Origin of the sequence: Hansschlegelia quercus (assembly GCF_004310425.1) — a bacterium.
Lineage (GTDB): Bacteria > Pseudomonadota > Alphaproteobacteria > Rhizobiales > Methylopilaceae > Methylopila > Methylopila quercus.
Map to the genome: position 1 here is coordinate 313,010 of NZ_SIUB01000001.1, position 18,083 is coordinate 331,092.

Here is an 18,083-nt window from a genome sequence, read left to right on the forward strand (position 1 = left end):
GCGGGTTCTATTTCACGTTCGTCATTCCATCCGGAAACGCTTGCCCATGGACCCCCTGTCGACCGCCGAGACCTGGGCGCGCGAAGGCCGTGCGGTGGCGCTCGCGACCGTCGTGGAAACCTGGGGCTCGGCGCCCCGCCCCGTCGGCAGTCATCTCGTGATCGACGGCGACGGCCTGTTTGAAGGCTCGGTCTCCGGCGGCTGCGTCGAGGGCGCCGTGGTCTCGGAAGCCGCTGACGTGATCGAGACAGGCCGCCCGCGCCTCCTCGAATTCGGTGTCGCCGACGAGACCGCCTGGCGGGTCGGGCTCTCCTGCGGTGGGCGCATCAAGGTGTTCGTCGAGAAGGTGGCATGAGGCTCGACCTGCTCGCCGAACTGAACGCGGTGCGCGACGCGCGCCGCGCCGCCTGTATCGTGACGGAGCTGGCGAGCGGCGATCAGCGGTTGGTGATCGAGCCGGAAGCGTCGGATCCGTTCGCCGAAAAGATCAGAAACGCCTTCGCGTCGGGCAAGAGCACGACCGCTGAGAGCATTGATGGAAAAGCCGTTTTCCTTAACGTCCATGTCCCCTCGCCGCGGCTCGTAGTGCTCGGGGCTGTCCATGTCTCGCAGACGCTTGCGCCGATGGCGGCCACGCTCGGCTATGAGGTGACCGTCCTCGATCCGCGCACCGCCTTTGCGGCGCCGGAGCGTTTTCCGGGCGTCGACCTCGTCGCGGAATGGCCCGACGTCGCGCTGCCGCGCCTCGGCCTCGACCCCTTCACCGCCTTCGCCGCCCTGACTCACGATCCCAAGATCGACGATCCCGGCCTTTCCGCGGCGCTCGCCGCCGGCTGCTTCTATGTCGGCGCGCTCGGCTCTCGGAAGACACACGCAGCGCGGCGCGACCGCCTTGCCGCGACGGGGGTCAAGGCCGCCGACTTCGACCGCATTCGGGCGCCGATCGGCCTCCCCATCGGGGCCGCGTCGCCGGCCGAGATCGCGGTTTCGATCATGGCGGAAATCACCGCCGCGCTGCGCAAGCCGGAGATCAGGGCGTGAGGTTCGGTCCCATTCCGCTCGCCCGCTCCGAGGGCGCTGTCGCGGCGCATGCGATCCGCTCGAATGGTTACGTGCTGAAAAAAGGCGCGCGGGTCACGGCGGCGGACATCTCTGAGCTCCGAGCGCGCGGCGTCACGGAGATCGTCGGCGCCGAGCTTGGGCCGGACGACGTCACCGAGGACGAGGCGGCTTACCGCATCGCCATGGCGCTCGCTGGCGACGCCGTTCGCGTCGAGGCGCCCTTCACGGGGCGCGCGAACATCTTCGCAAAGAAAGCCGGACTGCTGATCGTCGACCGCGCGCGGATCGACGCGCTGAACGAGATCGACGAGGCCGTGACCTTCGCGACGCTGAACGAGCATGCGGTGGTCGCGGAAGGCGCGATGGTCGCGACTGTCAAGATCATTCCTTTCGCGCTGCCGGAGGCGCTCGTCGCACGCTGCGAGGAAGCCGCGCGCGGGCCCCTAGCGCGCGTCGCGCCATTTGCCCTGAGGCGCGTCGCGGCCGTCTCGACGCTGCTGCCGGGCCTCGATCCTAAGGTGGTCGACAAGACGATCGCAGTGCTCGAGCGCCGTCTTACAATAGCTGGCGCAAAGGTCTTCGCGGAGCGGCGGGTCGCGCACGACGAAGCGGCGCTGACGCGCGCGCTGAACGAGCTCGCGATCGAGAAGCCCGACCTCATCGTGGTGTTCGGCGCCTCGGCGATCACCGACCGGCGCGACGTCGTGCCGGCGGCGATCGAGGCTGCCGGCGGCGCGATCGAGCGCCTCGGCATGCCGGTCGATCCGGGCAATCTGCTGCTGCTGGGCGAGATCGACGGCCGGCCTGTGCTCGGCGCGCCAGGCTGCGCGCGCAGCCCCAAGGAAAACGGCTTCGACTGGGTGTTGAACCGCCTGCTCGCGAAGCTCCCGATCGGCGCGCGCGACATCACCGCCATGGGGGTCGGAGGTCTGCTGATGGAAATCGTCTCGCGCCCTCAGCCGCGGGCGGATAAGCCAGCCGAGCCCGCAAAGCCGAAGGTCTCAGCGATCATCCTCGCGGCGGGCCGATCGACGCGGATGGGGGGTCCGAACAAGCTGCTGGAGACGATCAACGGGCGCCCGCTGGTGCGCTTGGCAGTGGAGGCTGCGCTTGCGGGCGGCCTGAAGGACGTGGTGGTCGTGACCGGCCATCAGCGCTTGGCCGTACAAGCGGCGCTCTCGGGCCTGAACGTCCGCTTCGTCGACAATCCGCGCTTCGCCGAGGGACTCTCGACCTCGCTGAAAGCGGGCCTCGCGGCCTTGCCGTCGAAGACGGATGGCGCTCTCGTTCTTCTCGGCGACATGCCCCGCGTCGGCGCGCGCCTCGTCGCCCGGTTGGCGGAGGCGTTCGACCCCGCGTCGGGCGCTCATCTAGTCGCTCCGACGCGCGGCGGGCGGCGCGGCAATCCTGTGCTGTGGGGACGGCGCTTCTTCGAGGCCTTGGCGCAGGTCGAAGGCGACGTCGGCGGTCGCCACCTGATCGAAGAGAATCTGGAAGCCTTGCGCGAGGTCGCGGCCGACGACGACGGTTCGCTGATCGACGTTGATACGCCCGAAGCGCTCGCGGCGTTGCGCGAGCAAGGCTGAACCGGGAGCCCATCCCGGACGTAGCGTCGATCCATGACGACGCTGCGCCTCATTCTCGCTGACCAACTGACCCGCGGCCTCGCCTCCCTTAAGGATCTCGACCCGGCGCAAGACGTCGTCCTCATGGCCGAGGTCATGGAGGAGGCGAACTATGTCCGCCACCACAAGCAGAAACTCGTCTTCCTGTTCGCCGCCATGCGCCGTTTCGCCGACGAGCTGCGCGACGAAGGCGTAACGGTCGACTATGTCCGCCTGGACGAGGCAGGAAATACCGGCTCGCTCGGCGGCGAAGTCGCCCGCGCCATCGAGCGCCACAGGCCCGACCGGCTCTTGCTGACGGAGCCGGGCGAGTGGCGCGTGCTGGAGATGATGCAGGACTGGCGTGAGGAGCTTTCCTGCGACGTCCTCCTCCGGGAGGACGACCGCTTCCTCTGCTCGCGCGGCGATTTCGAGCGCTGGGCGACGGGCCGCAAGGGCCTGCGGATGGAGTTCTTTTATCGCGAGGTTCGCAAGTCCACCGGGTTCCTGATGGATGACGACAAGCCGGAAGGCGGCCGCTGGAACTTCGACGCCGAAAACCGCAAGAAGCTGCCGAAGGGCATGGCGATTCCGGACCGGCTGCGCTTTCCGCCCGACCAAACGACACAGGAGGTGATGACGCTGGTCGAGGCGCGCTTTCCTGACAATTTCGGGACGCTCGACGATTTCGGCTGGGCGGTCACCCGCAAAGACGCGCTGAAGGCTCTGGCCTCCTTCATTTCCTCCGCTCTGCCGACCTTCGGAGACTATCAGGATGCGATGAAGGCCGGCGGACCCTTCATCTTCCATGGCCTGATCTCGCCCTACATCAACGCCGGCCTTCTCACGCCACGCGAGGTCTGCGAGGCCGCCGAACGCGCCTACCGCGCGGGCGCCGCGCCGCTGAACGCAGTAGAGGGCTTCATCCGCCAGATCATCGGATGGCGGGAGTACATCCGCGGCGTCTATTGGCTGAAGATGCCGGACTACCGCGAGACCAACCACCTCGAGGCCGACCGGAAGCTCCCCGACCTCTATTGGACGGCGGAGACCGAGATGAACTGCCTCGCGAACTGCGTGGCGGACACGCGGGATCACGCCTACGCCCATCACATCCAGCGCCTGATGGTTTTGGGCAATTTCGCGCTGCTCGCAGGCGTTCGCCCCCGCGAGGTCCAGGACTGGTACCTGCTGGTCTATGCCGACGCTTATGAATGGGTTGAGCTGCCGAACGTCCACGGTATGGCGCTGTTCGCCGATGGCGGCCTGTTGGGCTCAAAGCCCTATGCGTCGTCGGGCGCCTACATCGACCGGATGTCGGATTATTGCGGCCCCTGCCGCTTCGACGTGAGACAGAAAACCGGCCCGGACGCTTGCCCGTTCAACTACCTCTACTGGGATTTTCTCTCCCGGAACGAGAGGAAGCTCGGCGACAACCAGCGGCTGGCGATGCCCTATCGCACGCTTTCGAAGATGACGCCCGAGCGCCGCGCTGAGATCGGGCGAGACGCGAAGGCCTTTCTCGACGCGCTGCCGAGCGACTATGAGGGGTGACGCGGGAGCCGCGTGACGAGACGTTTCCACCGGGCGGAGCGAGCCTTGGCCATCACGTTCGAATGGGAAGATCCCCTACTCCTCGACGATCAGCTCACTGAGGAGGAACGCATGATCCGGGACACGGCGGAGGACTACGCGCAGGCGAGACTCGCGCCACGGGTCGTCGACGCCTTCGCGCAGGAACGAGCCGACCCCGAGATCTTCCGCGAGATGGGCGCGCTCGGCTTGCTGGGAGTCACCCTGCCCGCGGCCTATGGCTGCGCCGAAGCGAGCTATGTCGCCTATGGCCTCGTGGCGCGCGAAGTTGAGCGCGTCGATAGCGGCTATCGCTCGATGATGAGCGTGCAGTCGTCGCTCGTGATGTATCCGATCTTCGCCTATGGCTCGGAGGCGCAGAAAGAGCGCTATCTGCCGAAGCTTGCGAGCGGCGAGCTCATCGGCTGCTTCGGCCTGACGGAGCCCGACGCCGGCTCCGACCCCTCGGCCATGCTGACGCTCGCGAAGAAAACCGACGCCGGCTACCGCCTTTCGGGCGTGAAGACCTGGATCACCAACGCGCCGATCGCCGACCTCTTCGTGGTCTGGGCGAGATCCGATGCGCATGACGGCGCAATCCGTGGCTTCGTGCTGGAGAAAGGCCTTTCGGGCCTCTCCGCGCCGAAAATCGAGGGCAAGCTTTCGCTGCGCGCATCCGTCACCGGCGAGATCGTCATGGACGGCGTCGAAGTCGGCGAGGACGCGCTGCTGCCGGGAATTTCTGGTTTGAAGGGCCCGTTCGGCTGCCTCAACCGGGCGCGCTACGGCATTTCCTGGGGCGCGATGGGGGCGGCGGAGAATTGCCTCGCCGTCGCTCGCACGTACACGCTCGACCGAAAGCAGTTCGGCCGGCCGCTCGCCGCGAACCAGCTGATGCAGAAGAAGTTCGCCGACATGGAGACGGAGATCGCGCTCGGCCTGCAGGCTTCCTTACGGGTCGGGCGCCTGTTCGACGAGGGCCGCGTCGCTCCGGAGATGATCTCCATCGTCAAACGCAACAATGCGGGCAAGGCGCTCGACATCGCCCGAACCGCCCGCGACATGCTCGGCGGCGCCGGCATCAGTCAGGACTTCCCTGTCATGCGGCACATGCTGAACCTCGAGACCGTGAACACCTACGAGGGCGCGCACGACATCCACGCGCTGATCATCGGCCGCGGCGTGACCGGCCTCTCAGCGTTCTGAACGGCCTCCTTGTCTCGGGGCCTGCCGAGCGTATCTCTGGCTCACCATACCCGGCCTCAGGAGACCTCAATGTCGGACGCGCACTACACGGTCGTCGAGCACGACGGCGGCTGGGCGTACAAACTCGGCGACGTGTTCTCCGAAACCTTTCCGACGCGCGAGGAGGCCCATGCGGCGGCGGAACAGGCCGCCCGCGAGCAGCGCGCTCCGGACGAGGATACCGAGATCGAATACGAGGACGAGAAGGGCGTCTGGCGCGAAGAGCATTCCGCGGGCGGCGACCGGCCGACGACCGATGTCGAGGACTGACGCCCGGCCGTGACGCTCGCCGATTCCGACGCCACGCGGCTCCTTCGACCTGCGGCGCCCCTGCCGCGGCCGAAGCGGCCTCCGCTTCTCTCCGCGCTCAGGCTGCTGCGCGCCAACCCTATCGACGCGTTTTCCGAGCAGGCCTACGAGGCCGGGATCATTGACATCACGCGTGGTCGCAACCGCGTCGTGCTGGTCAACGAGCCGGCGGCGATTGAGCGGATCCTCGTCGACAATGCGCAGGCCTACGCCAAGAGCGAGCAGCAGCAGCGCAGGCTGAAGCCTGCCCTCGGCGCCGGCCTTTTGACGGCGGAAGGCGCGGAATGGCGGAGCGCGAGGCGCGTGGCGGCGCCGTTGTTCTCCCCACGCGCGATCGCGGCGCTCGGGGACGACATGGCGGTCGCCGCGGACGCGATGGTCGCCCGCTGGCGGGACCGGGCGGACGAAGCCGCGCCGCTCGATCTTTCGGCCGAGTTCCAGCGCCTCACCTACGAGATCGTCTCCCGCACCGTGTTCTCCGGGGCGCTGGACGACGACCGCGTGCGGCTGCACGCGCATATGGCGATTTATTTCGATACGATCGGCCGGATCGACATGGCGTCGGTGCTCGGCCTGCCGAAATGGTGGCCGAGCCTCTCAGCGATCAGGGCGCGTCCCTCGATCGCGTTCTTCCGCGGCGTGGTGAACCGCGTCGTCGACGCGCGGGAGGCGGAAGACCGTCAGGAAGCGGTCGATCTGCTCGACCGGCTGATGCGCGCGCCGGACCCGCAGAGCGGACGCACGCTTGCGACCCCGGCGGTCGCGGACAATGTGCTGACCTTCCTGTCGGCCGGGCACGAGACGACCGGCAACGCGCTCGCCTGGATCCTCTATCTGCTGTCGCTGTTCCCAAGCGTGGAGCGACGCGTGCGGGACGAGCTCTCGAGCCTCGCGTCCGGCGCGCCGGGACGCAAGGACATCGAGGAGAAGCTCGTCTTCACCCGCGCCGTCATCGACGAGGCGATGAGGCTCTACCCGCCCGCGCCTTTCATCGCCCGCGTCGCGCTTGAGGCGGATGAACTCGCGGGCGAGCCCGTCGCGAAGGGCACGGAAATCGTGATCTCGCCCTGGATCGCCCACCGCCGCCGCGCGACGTGGGAGGAGCCGGACCGCTTCCGCCCCGAGCGTTTCCTCCCAGACGCGGAGGAAAGGCCGCGCGGCGCGTTCATCCCGTTCGGACTGGGGCCCCGCATCTGCATCGGCCAGGGCTTCGCGCTGCAGGAGATCGTGATCGTGCTGTCGCGCGTGCTTCCCGCTTTTCGCTTCGCGCTTGCAGCTCCCGATAAGGTGTTCCCGGTCGCCCGCATCACGCTGCAACCTGACGGCGGCATGTGGATGCGCGCGCGTCGGACCTGAGCTTGCTAGACGGCGTCGCTATCTGCGGCTCGGGCCGTGCCGCCATCGTGCTACAACCCCATCAAGCCGGAAGCCCGTCCGATAGGCAGTGAAAGGGCCATCTTTTCGCCCTATCGCCTCGTGCGCGGGCAAGGCGCCTCGTTCTTAATCAAAACTGAGAGCTAACGGCGCCGCGTTGCTGCGAGACTGATGCGCAACTGCCGCTTCTCCGCGCCTTGGCGCCGAGCTTGCGAAGGCTCCACGTCGTCCCTTCAGCGGACGGATCGACGGAGATCGAGATGCTAAAAATAATCGGGGGAGCGGTCGCGGCCGGCGCGCTGGCGGCGGCAGCGTTATTCGGAGCCGCGGGGGCGGCTCGGGCGGCCGACGACACCATCAAGGTCGGCATTCTACATTCGCTGTCGGGCACGATGGCGATCAGCGAGTCCACGCTGAAGGACGCCATGCTCATGCTCATCGACGAGCAGAACAAGAAGGGCGGCGTGCTCGGCAAGAAGCTCGAGCCGGTGGTCGTCGATCCCGCCTCGAACTGGCCGCTGTTCGCGGAGAAGGCGCGTGAGTTGATCGCGCAGAACAAGGTCGCGGTGGTGTTCGGCTGCTGGACGTCGGTGAGCCGCAAGTCCGTGCTCCCGGTCTTCAAGGAGCTGAATTCTGTCCTGTTCTACCCCGTGCAGTACGAGGGCGAGGAGAGCGAGCGCAACGTGTTCTACACCGGCGCCGCCCCCAACCAGCAGGCGATCCCGGCCGTCGACTATCTGATGAAGGAAGAAGGCGTGAAGCGCTGGGTGCTCGCCGGCACCGACTATGTCTATCCGCGCACGACGAACAAGATCCTCGAGGCCTACCTCAAGGAGAAAGGCGTCGCGGCCGAAGACATCATGATCAACTACACGCCGTTCGGTCATTCCGACTGGCAGACGATCGTGTCCGACATCAAGAAGTTCGGGTCTGAGGGCAAGAAGACCGCGGTCGTCTCCACCATCAACGGCGACGCCAACGTGCCGTTCTACAAGGAGCTCGGCAATCAGGGCGTGAAGGCAACCGATATCCCCGTCATCGCCTTCTCGGTCGGCGAAGAGGAGCTCGCGGGCATCGACACTGCGCCGCTCGTCGGCCACCTCGCGGCGTGGAACTACTTCATGTCCGTCGACACGCCGGAGAACAAGGACTTCATCGCCAAATGGCAGACCTTCACCAAGAACCCGAAACGCGTGACCAATGACCCGATGGAAGCGCACTACATCGGCTTCAACATGTGGGTGAAGGCGGTCGAAAAAGCGGGCTCCACGGACCCTGACAAGGTCATCGACGCGCTTCCCGGCACGGAGCAGGCGAACCTGACCGGCGGCGTGTCCAAGATGCTGCCGAACCACCACATCACCAAGCCGGTGCTGATCGGCGAAATCCGTGACGACGGCCAGTTCGACGTTGTGGAGAAGACCCCCGATCTCGTGCCGGGCGACGCCTGGTCGGACTTCCTGCCCGGCTCGAAGGACCTTGAGGCCGACTGGGTCACGCTCAAGTGCGGCAACTACAACACCAAGACCAAGAAGTGCGGCGGGGGCGCCTGAGCCCGCCCTGCTTAAGCTCCGCGGCCGGCGCGTCCTCCCGCGCGTCGGCCGCGCTTTCTCCTGGAAATGGTGGCGCCGCCCATGCTCTCCGGTCTTGTCCGGCTGATCGCCTTCGCCGCCTTCTGCGCAGCGCTTGTCGCGGGCCCGGCGTGCGCCGACGCAATCGACGACGCGCTGAGTGGCTTCACCACCGACAAATATGACGACACGGACAAAGCTCTGCAGGGCCTCGTCGCGACCGCTGCGCCGAACGGCCTTGCGGTGATCGAAGCGCTCGCCGCAGGACGGCTCCTATTCGATCCAGAGAGCAAGACCGTCCTCTACAAGGACGCCTCCGGCGCTCTGAAGCTCGCCAAGACCGGCGAGCCCGCCCCGGCCGAACTCGCGGGCAAACCCCTGAAGACCGTGCGCGTCAACAACCGCCTTCGCCGCGCAGTCGACGCCGCCGGTGGCGCATTCGAGCTGCGCTCGCCCGATGCGGCCAAGCGCGCCGCCGCCGCCCGCGCGGTGTTCAAGACGCGCGAGTCAACCGCCCTCCCCGCGATCGACCACGCGCTCGCCGACGAGAAGGACGCTGCGGCGAAGAAGGCCCTAGAGCAGGCCCGCGCCGCGATCATCCTTGGCAAGGCGGACGCGCCCGAAGCAGAGCGGGCCGCCGCCGCCGCGACCGTCGCCTCCGTCGCCGATCCAGACGCTCTCGCCGCGCTCCGCACCCTGCCCGCCGACACGCCCGTCTCCGTCAAGGCCGCGGCCGAAAAGGGCGTCGCCGCGATCGAGCGCTGGGCCACGGTCGCCAACGTCATCCAGAACCTCGTCTACGGCATGTCGCTCGGCTCCGTGCTGCTGCTCGCAGCCATCGGCCTCGCCATCACCTTCGGCGTCATGGGCGTGATCAACATGGCGCATGGCGAAATGGTGATGATCGGCGCCTATGCGACCTTCCTCACGCAGAGCCTGATCGGCGCCTACCTACCCGCGCTGAACAGCGCCTCGCTCGTCATCGCGATCCCCGTCGCCTTCTTGGTCGCGGGCGCCGTCGGGGCGCTGATCGAGCGCACGGTGATCCGCTTCCTCTACGGCCGTCCGCTCGAGACGTTGCTCGCAACCTGGGGCGTCAGCCTGATCCTTCAGCAGGCCGTCCGCTCGGTGTTCGGGCCGAGCAATCGCACCGTGCAGACGCCGGAATGGCTGCAAGGCTCGATCGAAATCCTCGGCGTGTCGCTGACATGGAACCGCATCGCGATCATCCTGTTCGCGCTCGCCGTGTTCTTCGCGCTCCAGCTTCTCCTGCGGCGCACCAGCCTCGGGCTGCAGGTCCGCGCGGTGACGCAGAACCGGCGCATGGCGGGCTCGATGGGCATCCGCACGCCGCGCGTCGACGCGATGACCTTCGGCCTCGGCTCCGGCGTCGCCGGCATCGCGGGCGTGGCGCTCAGCCAGATCGACAATGTCAGTCCCAACCTCGGCCAGAACTACATCATCGACAGCTTCCTGGTCGTCGTGTTCGGCGGCGTCGGCAATCTTTGGGGCACGCTTGTCGGCGCGCTCTCGATCGGCGTCGCGAACAAGCTGCTGGAGCCCTTCGCCGGCGCGGTGCTGGGCAAGATCATCCTGCTGATCGCGATCATCCTGTTCATCCAGAAGAAGCCCCGCGGCCTGTTCGCGCTCAAGGGAAGGGCTGTCGAAGCATGAGCCGCTATCGCCTGATCGACGGCGCGGGGCTCATCTTCCTCGCGATCGTGCTTGCGCTCGCGGTGCTGGTGCCGGCGTCGAACCTGTGGCTCGCCCCGGACTCGGCCCTGCACATCCCGGACTATCTGGTCCCGCTGCTGGGCAAGTACCTCGCCTTCGCTCTGCTCGCCCTCGCGCTCGATCTCGTCTGGGGCTATTGCGGCATCCTCTCGCTCGGTCACGGCGCGTTCTTCGCGCTCGGCGGCTACGCGATGGGCATGTACCTGATGCGCCAGATCGGCTCGCGCGGCGTCTACGGAAACCTGGTGCTGCCCGACTTCATGGTGTTCCTGAACTGGCAGGAGCTGCCATGGTTCTGGCTGGGCTTCGACCACTTCTGGTTCGCGTGCCTGGTGGCGATCGCCGTGCCCGGCCTGCTGGCTTTCGGCTTCGGCTGGCTCGCCTTCCGCTCCCGCGTCACGGGCGTCTATCTCTCGATCATCACGCAGGCCATGACCTTTGCGCTGATGCTCGCCTTCTTCCGCAACGACATGGGCTTTGGCGGCAATAACGGCCTCACCGACTTCAAGGAGATCGTCGGTTACCCGCTGCAATGGGCGGAGACGCGCGCGGCTCTGTTCGCGGCCACCGCCGTCGCGCTGGCGCTCGGCTACCTGCTCGCCCGCTGGGTGGTGACGTCGAAGCTCGGCAAGGTCGTCGTCGCTGTGCGCGACGCCGAGAGCCGGACACGGTTCATCGGCTACCGGGTCGAGAACTACAAGCTAGTGGTCTTCACGCTTTCCGCCATGATCGCCGGCGTCGCCGGGGCGCTCTACGTGCCACAGGTCGGCATCATCAACCCATCAGAGTTTGCGCCGGCGAACTCGATCGAGGCGGTGATCTGGGTCGCAGTTGGCGGGCGCGGCACGCTGGTGGGGGCCGCGCTCGGCGCCGTCATCGTCAACGCCGGCAAGACCTGGTTCACGGGCGCCCTGCCCTCGCTTTGGCTATTCGCGCTCGGCGGCCTGTTCGTCGCGACCACGCTGCTCATCCCGAAGGGCGTGGTCGGGGCGGTGACGGACATTCTCGGCATCAGGCGCAAGAGCGAACTGCCGGCGGCGCCCGGCGTCGTCGCTCCGAAGACCGCGCCCGCGGAGCCCGCGCAATGACGATCGGCGGGGAGGTCACCAGCGCGCTGCTCTATCTCGACGACGTCTCCGTCACCTTCGACGGCTTCCGCGCGCTGAACAGGCTGTCCTTGTCGATCGGCGCCAACGAGATGCGCGCGATCATCGGCCCGAACGGCGCCGGCAAGACCACGATGATGGACGTCATCACCGGCAAGACCCGGCCGAACACCGGGACCGCCTTGTTCCAGGCGCGGCACGATCTCACCCGCCTCGACGAGGCGTCGATCTCGCAGCTCGGCATCGGCCGCAAGTTCCAGACCCCGACCGTGTTCGACATGCACACGGTCGAAGACAACATCCTGCTCGCGCTGAAGACGGACCGGAGGCCGTTCCCCGTGCTGTTCTCCAAGCGCACGCGGGAAGAGAAGGAGCGTATCGACGCGCTGCTTGAGCGCGTGCGCCTCACCGCCTCGCGCCATCGCAGCGCAGGCGAGCTTAGCCACGGCCAGAAGCAGTGGCTCGAGATCGGCATGCTGCTCGCGCAGGAGCCGAAGCTGCTGCTGGTCGACGAGCCCGCCGCGGGGATGACCGACCAGGAGACCGCCGACACCGCCGACCTGCTGCGCGAGATCGCCAAGACCGCGTCGGTGGTCGTGGTCGAGCACGACATGGTGTTCGTGCGCGACCTCGGCGTGAAGGTCACTTGCCTGCACGAGGGTTCGGTGCTCGCCGAAGGCTCGCTCGACGCGGTCTCGGCGAACGAGCGGGTGATCGAAGTCTATCTGGGGCGCTGAGACCATGCTGAAGGTCGACGACATCTCGCTGCATTACGGCTCCGCCCGCGCGCTGAAAGGCGTCTCGGTCGAGGCGAACGCCGGCGAGGTCACTTGCGTGCTCGGGCGCAACGGCGTCGGCAAGACGTCGCTGCTGCGCGCCATCGCCGGCCACCGGCCGATCTCAGGCGGCTCGATCAGCTTCGGGGGTCGCTCGCTTCAGGGCCTTCGCCCTTACGACCGCGCGAGCCTCGGCATTGCTTACGTGCCGCAGGGCCGCGAGATCTTTCCGCTGCTCACCGTCCGCGAGAACCTCGAGACCGGCTTCGCGCCGCTGAAGCGCGCCGAGCGGACCATTCCCGACGAGATCTTCGAACTGTTTCCCGTGCTGAAGAGCATGCTTCACCGGCGCGGCGGCGACCTTTCCGGCGGCCAGCAGCAGCAGCTCGCGATCGGCCGCGCGCTCGTGACGCGGCCGAAGCTGCTGGTGCTCGACGAGCCGACCGAGGGCATCCAGCCCTCGATCATCAAGGACATCGGTCGCGCGATCCGCTACTTGCGGAGCAAGGGCACGATGGCCATCGTGCTGGTCGAGCAGTATTTCGACTTCGCCCAGGAGCTCGCGGACCGCTTCATCGTGATGGAGCGCGGCGAGGTTGTGGAGAGCGGCGACGCCAAGGCGCTCCAGGGGGACAATGTACGCCAGCGCCTCGCCTTCTGAGGTTTTGGAGCGCGAGCCGCCCCAGCCTTCGCAGTCCGAAGACGCCTCCCGTCGCCAGCGCGCGGACGGCTCGATCGTGGTCCGGGCCGAAGCGTCCCGCGGCGTTTCCCGCGCGGCGCGTGTCGCCGAAAGCGGCGCGGCGCGCTTGCGCCTGCCGCGTTCCGAGCACGGGCTCGACGGGGTGATGCTGAACGTCGCCGGCGGCCTCGCCTGCGGCGACCGGATGCGCGTCGCGGCCGACGTCGGACCGGGCGCCGCGCTTACGCTTTCGACGCCTGGCGCCGAGCGCGTCTACCGCTCGGACGGACCGGTCACCGAGGTCTCAACGCGGCTCGCCATCGAGCCAGGCGGCGCGCTCGCCTGGGTCCCGCAGGAGACGATCCTGTTCGACCACGCCCGCCTCGCCCGCAGGCTGGATGCCGACATCGCCCGCGACGGCCGCCTCACGGTCTACGAAGCCGTCATGTTCGGCCGCACGGCGCGCGGCGAAACCGTGGAGAGCGGCCAGTTCGACGATTGCTGGCGCGTGCGCCGCGACAACAAGCTCGTCTTCGCCGACCGGCTGCGGATCGCGGGCGCGGTGCGCGAATTGATGGCGAAGCGGACCGTGGCCGCCGGAGCGACGACACTTGCGACGCTGCTCCATGTCGCGCCGGACGCGGAAGCCCTGCTCGACCCGGTCCGCGCCGCGCTGGAGGGCCACCCGGCAGTAGAGTCGGGCGTCAGCGCCTGGAACGGCATGCTGGTCGTCCGCTTCCTTGCGGCGCGCACGGAAGCGTTGCGCGACGCTTCGCGCAGCGTGCTGCCCTTGCTTCTTGGGCGGCCTCTGCCGAGGGTATGGTCATGTTAACGGGGGCCCGATCGTGAACCTGACCAACCGCGAGAAGGACAAGCTGCTGGTCGCGATGGCGGCGATCGTCGCGCGCAACCGGCTGGAGCGGGGGGTGAAGCTCAACCACCCCGAGTCGATCGCGCTGATCACCGATTTCGTCGTGGAAGGCGCCCGCGACGGCAAGACCGTCGCCCAATTGATGGAGGCCGGCGCGCATGTGCTGACGAGCGATCAGGTCATGGATGGCGTGCCGGAGATGATCGACGACATCCAGGTCGAGGCGACGTTCCCGGACGGCACCAAGCTCGTCACCGTGCACAACCCGATCCGCGGCCCGGCGTCAGAGATGGCGGCGGGCGAAGTCGTCGCCGTCTCCGGCGAGATCGAGCTGAACGCAGGCGCGGAGACCATGACCGTCCAGGTCGCGAACACCGGCGACAGGCCGATTCAGGTCGGCAGCCACTACCACTTCGCCGAAACCAACGCGGCGCTTGAATTCGACCGCGCGGCCGCCCGCGGCATGCGCCTCGACATCGCGTCCGGCACGGCCGTGCGCTTCGAGCCGGGCCAGACGCGGACCGTCACCCTCGTGCCCTTCGTCGGCGCAAGACAAGTGTTCGGCTTCCGGCAGGACGTGATGGGAGCGCTCTGATGCCCGCCAGGATCACCCGCGCAGCCTATGCCGACATGTTCGGCCCGACGACCGGCGACCGTATCCGGCTCGCCGACACGACGCTGATGATCGAGGTCGAGCGTGACTTCACCACCTATGGCGAGGAGGTGAAGTTCGGCGGCGGCAAGACGATCCGCGACGGAATGGGGCAGTCGCAGCACACCCGGGCGCAAGGCGCGGTCGACACGGTGATCACCAACGCCGTGGTGCTCGACTACACCGGAATCTTCAAATGCGACATCGGGATCACCGGCGGCCGCATCGTCAAGATCGGCAAGGCCGGCAATCCGGACGTGCAGCCCGGCGTCGACATCATCGTCGGGCCCGGCACGGAGGTGATCGCAGGCGAGGGCAAGATCATCACCGCAGGCGGCTTCGACAGCCACATCCACTTCATCTGCCCGCAGCAGATCGAGGAGGCGCTGTTTTCCGGCGTCACCTCCATGCTCGGCGGCGGCACCGGGCCTGCGACCGGCACCAACGCCACCACCTGCACGCCAGGGCCGTGGCATCTGGCTCGGATGATCGAGGCGGCCGACGGCTTCCCGATGAATCTCGGCTTCGCCGGCAAGGGCAACGCCTCGCTGCCCGCGGGGCTGCACGAGATGGTCCGCGGCGGCGCCTGCGCGCTGAAGCTGCACGAGGACTGGGGCACGACGCCCGCCGCGATCGACTGCTGCCTGTCCGTCGCCGACGAGACCGACGTGCAGGTGATGATCCACACCGACACGCTGAACGAGAGCGGCTTCGTCGAGGACACGATCGCGGCCTTCAAGGGTCGCACGATCCACGCCTTCCACACCGAAGGCGCCGGCGGCGGCCACGCGCCGGACATCATGAAGGTGGCGGGGCTGAGCAACGTGCTGCCCTCCTCGACCAACCCGACGCGGCCCTACACCCGCAACACGATCGACGAGCATCTCGACATGCTCATGGTCTGCCACCACCTCGACCCGTCGATCCCCGAAGACCTCGCCTTCGCCGAGAGCCGCATCCGCAAGGAGACGATCGCGGCCGAAGACATCCTGCACGACCTCGGCGCGCTTTCGATGATGTCGTCGGACAGCCAGGCGATGGGCCGGGTCGGCGAGGTCGTCATCCGCACATGGCAGACCGCCGACAAGATGAAGCGCCAGCGCGGAAGCCTGCCCGGCGAGAGCGGCGACAACGACAATCTCCGCGCCCGCCGCTATGTCGCGAAATACACCATCAACCCGGCGATCGCCCACGGCGTGTCGGCTCATGTCGGCTCGGTCGAGGCCGGCAAGCTCGCCGATCTCGTGGTGTGGACGCCGGCCTTCTTCGGCGTGAAGCCGGACCTCGTGATCAAGGGCGGCATGATCGCAGCCGCCCCGATGGGCGACCCCAACGCCTCGATCCCGACCCCGCAGCCGGCGCATTACCGACCAATGTTCGCGGCCTTCGGTTCGGGGCCGCTCTCGACCTCGCTGACCTTCGTCTCCAAGGCGGCGATCGAGGATGGACTTGGCGAGAAGATCTGGGCGCAAAAGCCGATGGTCGCGGTCGAGAACGTGCGCGGCGGAATCGGCAAGAAGGCGATGAAGCTGAACGACGCCACGCCCGTCATCGAGATCGACCCCGAGACCTACGACGTCCGCGCTGACGGCGAGCTGCTGGTCTGCGAGCCGGCCGAAGTGCTGCCGATGGCGCAGCGGTATTTCCTGTTTTGAAAAGCGTTGTGCGTCGCTGCATCATATGACACGCGCCGTATCCGTCCTGCGTCGCCCTGCGGTGAAGACCGCCGCCGTCTCCGACGCCATCACGCTCGACCATGAGGCCCGTGGCCGGCGGCGGCTCGCGATGACGACGGATGCCGGCCTCGACTTCCTGCTCGACCTGCCCCGCCCCATGGCGCTCGACGACGGCGACGCGCTGGCGTTGGAGGACGGAAGGCTGGTGCTTGTCCGCGCCGCTGAGGAGGAGGTCGTTGAGATCACCGCCGCGACGCCCTTGAGGCTTGCCAAGATCGCCTGGCACCTCGGCAACCGGCACACGCCGGCGGAGGTGACGGAGGACGCGATCTACGTCGCGCCCGACCATGTGCTGGTGGAGATGGTGCGCGGCCTTGGCGGGACGACGCGGCCGATGAAGCGGCCATTCAGACCAGAACTCGGCGCCTATTCCCACGGGCACGACCATGGGTGACGGCGGCGCCGCGCTGCTTCCCCTGTTCGCCTGGCTCACGCCTGCTTTTCCGGTCGGCGGCTACGCATACAGCCACGGGCTTGAGCAGGCGGTGGAGGACGGCGACGTCCGCGACGCGGCAAGCCTCGAAATCTGGCTCGGCGAGGCGCTTGAATTGGGTTTCGCGCGCAACGACGCGATCCTGCTGATCACTGCGCACCGCGCCGTCTTGAGCGATGACCTGAGGACGCTTGGCGAAACGAACGAGCTTGCGCTCGCTTTCGCGCCGACGCGCGAGCTTAATCTCGAGACCAGTCAACAGGGACGCAGCTTCCTCGACGCGACGCTCGCGGCATGGCCGAATCCGCGGCTCGCCCTCGCCGCTGAGGCTCTTCCAGGCGAGGTCGCCTACCCCATCGCCGTCGGCGTCGCGTCGGCTGCGCACGATATCCCGGCGGAGAACGCCGCGGCCGCCTTCCTGCTGGCGATCTCGCAGGCGCTGGTCTCCGCCGGGGTCAGGCTGGCGCCCGTCGGCCAGACATCCGGCGCGAAGATCGTCGCGCGCCTCGCCCCCCTCGTCAGCAGGCTCGCCGCGGGAGCTATGGCCGCCACAATCGACGACCTCGCCAGCGCCACATTCAGGCTCGATCTCGGCTCCGCCCGCCACGAGACGCAATATACGAGGCTGTTCCGCTCATGAGCTCCAACGGACCCAATCTCTCGCATGGCCCTCTGCGGGTCGGCGTCGGCGGCCCCGTCGGCTCGGGCAAGACGGCGCTGATGGAAGCGCTCTGCCGCCGCTTCCGCGACGCCTACGAGATCTGCGCGATCACCAACGACATCTACACCAAGGAGGACGCGCGCATTCTGGTCGAGGCCGGGGCGCTGGACGCGGAGCGGATCATGGGGGTGGAGACCGGCGGCTGTCCGCACACCGCGATCCGCGAGGACGCCTCTATCAACCTCGCGGCGATCGCCGAGATGAGCCGGAAGTTCCCGAAGCTCGACATCGTGCTGATCGAGTCCGGTGGGGACAATCTCGCCGCGACCTTCTCGCCGGAACTCGCCGACATCACCGTCTACGTCATCGACGTCGCGGGAGGCGAGAAGATCCCGCGAAAAGGGGGCCCGGGCATCACCCGCTCCGACATCCTCGTCGTCAACAAGACCGATCTCGCGCCGATGGTCGGCGCGGACCTCTCGGTGATGGAGGCGGATACGATCCGCATGCGCAAGGGCGCGCCTTACGTCTTCGCGAGCGTACGGAACGGCGAGGGCGTCGAACCGGTCGCGGCGTTCATCGAGAAGGCCGGCGGGCTGAGGTGAGGCCGTTCATTACGCGTTGTCCCGGAGGGCGCACTGCGCCGAGCCGGGACGACGAGCGCGCGGCCGTCGTTCGCGCAAACAAAAACGCCGCCC

The 18,083-nt window shown here is 67.7% G+C and carries 18 protein-coding genes; all 18 read left to right on the forward strand.

Annotated features, from left to right (window positions below; all coding sequences use genetic code 11):
* The first annotated feature begins 46 nt into the window (after positions 1-46).
* Positions 47-355, forward strand: coding sequence for an XdhC family protein (locus EYR15_RS01485; protein ID WP_131001114.1), 309 nt, complete (start codon positions 47-49; stop codon positions 353-355).
* Positions 352-1,041 carry an XdhC family protein gene (locus EYR15_RS01490; RefSeq protein ID WP_131001115.1) on the forward strand — a complete coding sequence of 230 codons (690 nt, stop codon included), beginning with the start codon at positions 352-354 and terminating at the stop codon, positions 1,039-1,041. The genes EYR15_RS01485 and EYR15_RS01490 overlap by 4 nt, the downstream gene beginning before the upstream one ends.
* Positions 1,038-2,648 (forward strand): NTP transferase domain-containing protein, encoded by a 1,611-nt coding sequence (locus tag EYR15_RS01495; protein ID WP_131001116.1) that lies wholly within the window; start codon positions 1,038-1,040, stop codon positions 2,646-2,648. The genes EYR15_RS01490 and EYR15_RS01495 overlap by 4 nt, the downstream gene beginning before the upstream one ends.
* 33 nt (positions 2,649-2,681) lie before the next feature.
* A complete protein-coding gene (locus EYR15_RS01500; protein ID WP_131001117.1) occupies positions 2,682-4,220 on the forward strand; it encodes a cryptochrome/photolyase family protein in 1,539 nt (512 codons plus the stop codon).
* Between the two features lie 45 nt (positions 4,221-4,265).
* On the forward strand, positions 4,266-5,444 hold the full coding sequence (locus EYR15_RS01505) for an acyl-CoA dehydrogenase (RefSeq protein WP_245498090.1): 1,179 nt from the start codon (positions 4,266-4,268) through the stop codon (positions 5,442-5,444).
* 69 nt (positions 5,445-5,513) lie between these two features.
* Entirely contained in the window at positions 5,514-5,753 is a 240-nt protein-coding gene (locus tag EYR15_RS01510; protein WP_131001118.1) for a DUF2188 domain-containing protein, read from the forward strand.
* A 9-nt stretch (positions 5,754-5,762) separates the two neighbouring features.
* Positions 5,763-7,148: a cytochrome P450 gene (locus EYR15_RS01515; protein WP_131001119.1), complete on the forward strand. Its 1,386-nt coding sequence runs from the start codon at positions 5,763-5,765 to the stop codon at positions 7,146-7,148.
* Positions 7,149-7,426: 278 nt separating this feature from the next.
* Positions 7,427-8,719 (forward strand): urea ABC transporter substrate-binding protein, encoded by a 1,293-nt coding sequence (urtA, locus tag EYR15_RS01520; protein WP_131001120.1) that lies wholly within the window; start codon positions 7,427-7,429, stop codon positions 8,717-8,719.
* A gap of 81 nt (positions 8,720-8,800) precedes the next feature.
* Positions 8,801-10,411 (forward strand): urea ABC transporter permease subunit UrtB, encoded by a 1,611-nt coding sequence (gene urtB / locus EYR15_RS01525; RefSeq protein WP_245498091.1) that lies wholly within the window; start codon positions 8,801-8,803, stop codon positions 10,409-10,411.
* Complete coding sequence (gene urtC, locus EYR15_RS01530) at positions 10,408-11,559, forward strand: urea ABC transporter permease subunit UrtC (protein ID WP_131001122.1); 1,152 nt, start codon at positions 10,408-10,410, stop codon at positions 11,557-11,559. The genes urtB and urtC overlap by 4 nt, the downstream gene beginning before the upstream one ends.
* The gene (gene urtD, locus EYR15_RS01535; protein WP_131001123.1) at positions 11,556-12,314 is read left to right on the forward strand and encodes an urea ABC transporter ATP-binding protein UrtD; all 759 of its coding nucleotides are present in this window, start codon (positions 11,556-11,558) and stop codon (positions 12,312-12,314) included. The genes urtC and urtD overlap by 4 nt, the downstream gene beginning before the upstream one ends.
* Before the next feature lie 4 nt (positions 12,315-12,318).
* The gene (urtE, locus tag EYR15_RS01540) at positions 12,319-13,014 is read left to right on the forward strand and encodes an urea ABC transporter ATP-binding subunit UrtE (RefSeq protein ID WP_131001124.1); all 696 of its coding nucleotides are present in this window, start codon (positions 12,319-12,321) and stop codon (positions 13,012-13,014) included.
* A complete protein-coding gene (locus EYR15_RS01545) occupies positions 12,989-13,864 on the forward strand; it encodes an urease accessory protein UreD (RefSeq protein WP_131001125.1) in 876 nt (291 codons plus the stop codon). Before urtE ends, EYR15_RS01545 begins: the two co-directional genes overlap by 26 nt.
* A gap of 13 nt (positions 13,865-13,877) precedes the next feature.
* The gene (locus EYR15_RS01550) at positions 13,878-14,498 is read left to right on the forward strand and encodes an urease subunit gamma (RefSeq protein ID WP_131001126.1); all 621 of its coding nucleotides are present in this window, start codon (positions 13,878-13,880) and stop codon (positions 14,496-14,498) included.
* A complete protein-coding gene (gene ureC / locus EYR15_RS01555; protein WP_131001127.1) occupies positions 14,498-16,210 on the forward strand; it encodes an urease subunit alpha in 1,713 nt (570 codons plus the stop codon). The genes EYR15_RS01550 and ureC overlap by 1 nt, the downstream gene beginning before the upstream one ends.
* A gap of 25 nt (positions 16,211-16,235) precedes the next feature.
* Complete coding sequence (locus EYR15_RS01560; RefSeq protein ID WP_131001128.1) at positions 16,236-16,685, forward strand: urease accessory protein UreE; 450 nt, start codon at positions 16,236-16,238, stop codon at positions 16,683-16,685.
* Positions 16,678-17,364: an urease accessory protein UreF gene (locus EYR15_RS01565; protein ID WP_131001129.1), complete on the forward strand. Its 687-nt coding sequence runs from the start codon at positions 16,678-16,680 to the stop codon at positions 17,362-17,364. Before EYR15_RS01560 ends, EYR15_RS01565 begins: the two co-directional genes overlap by 8 nt.
* On the forward strand, positions 17,361-17,990 hold the full coding sequence (gene ureG, locus EYR15_RS01570; RefSeq protein ID WP_131001130.1) for an urease accessory protein UreG: 630 nt from the start codon (positions 17,361-17,363) through the stop codon (positions 17,988-17,990). The genes EYR15_RS01565 and ureG overlap by 4 nt, the downstream gene beginning before the upstream one ends.
* The last annotated feature ends 93 nt before the right edge of the window (positions 17,991-18,083 follow it).

Excerpts from the sequence above, each read along its gene's own strand:
- EYR15_RS01485 (WP_131001114.1), top strand. The coding sequence starts at position 47 with ATGGACCCCCTGTCGACCGCCGAGACCTGGGCGCGCGAAGGCCGTGCG.
- EYR15_RS01490 (WP_131001115.1), top strand. The coding sequence starts at position 352 with ATGAGGCTCGACCTGCTCGCCGAACTGAACGCGGTGCGCGACGCGCGC.
- EYR15_RS01500 (WP_131001117.1), top strand. The coding sequence starts at position 2,682 with ATGACGACGCTGCGCCTCATTCTCGCTGACCAACTGACCCGCGGCCTC.
- EYR15_RS01545 (WP_131001125.1), top strand. The coding sequence starts at position 12,989 with ATGTACGCCAGCGCCTCGCCTTCTGAGGTTTTGGAGCGCGAGCCGCCC.
- EYR15_RS01565 (WP_131001129.1), top strand. The coding sequence starts at position 16,678 with ATGGGTGACGGCGGCGCCGCGCTGCTTCCCCTGTTCGCCTGGCTCACG.
- urtA (WP_131001120.1), top strand. The coding sequence starts at position 7,427 with ATGCTAAAAATAATCGGGGGAGCGGTCGCGGCCGGCGCGCTGGCGGCG.
- EYR15_RS01560 (WP_131001128.1), top strand. The coding sequence starts at position 16,236 with ATGACACGCGCCGTATCCGTCCTGCGTCGCCCTGCGGTGAAGACCGCC.
- ureC (WP_131001127.1), top strand. The coding sequence starts at position 14,498 with ATGCCCGCCAGGATCACCCGCGCAGCCTATGCCGACATGTTCGGCCCG.
- urtC (WP_131001122.1), top strand. The coding sequence starts at position 10,408 with ATGAGCCGCTATCGCCTGATCGACGGCGCGGGGCTCATCTTCCTCGCG.
- ureG (WP_131001130.1), top strand. The coding sequence starts at position 17,361 with ATGAGCTCCAACGGACCCAATCTCTCGCATGGCCCTCTGCGGGTCGGC.
- urtE (WP_131001124.1), top strand. The coding sequence starts at position 12,319 with ATGCTGAAGGTCGACGACATCTCGCTGCATTACGGCTCCGCCCGCGCG.
- EYR15_RS01510 (WP_131001118.1), top strand. The coding sequence starts at position 5,514 with ATGTCGGACGCGCACTACACGGTCGTCGAGCACGACGGCGGCTGGGCG.
- urtD (WP_131001123.1), top strand. The coding sequence starts at position 11,556 with ATGACGATCGGCGGGGAGGTCACCAGCGCGCTGCTCTATCTCGACGAC.
- urtB (WP_245498091.1), top strand. The coding sequence starts at position 8,801 with ATGCTCTCCGGTCTTGTCCGGCTGATCGCCTTCGCCGCCTTCTGCGCA.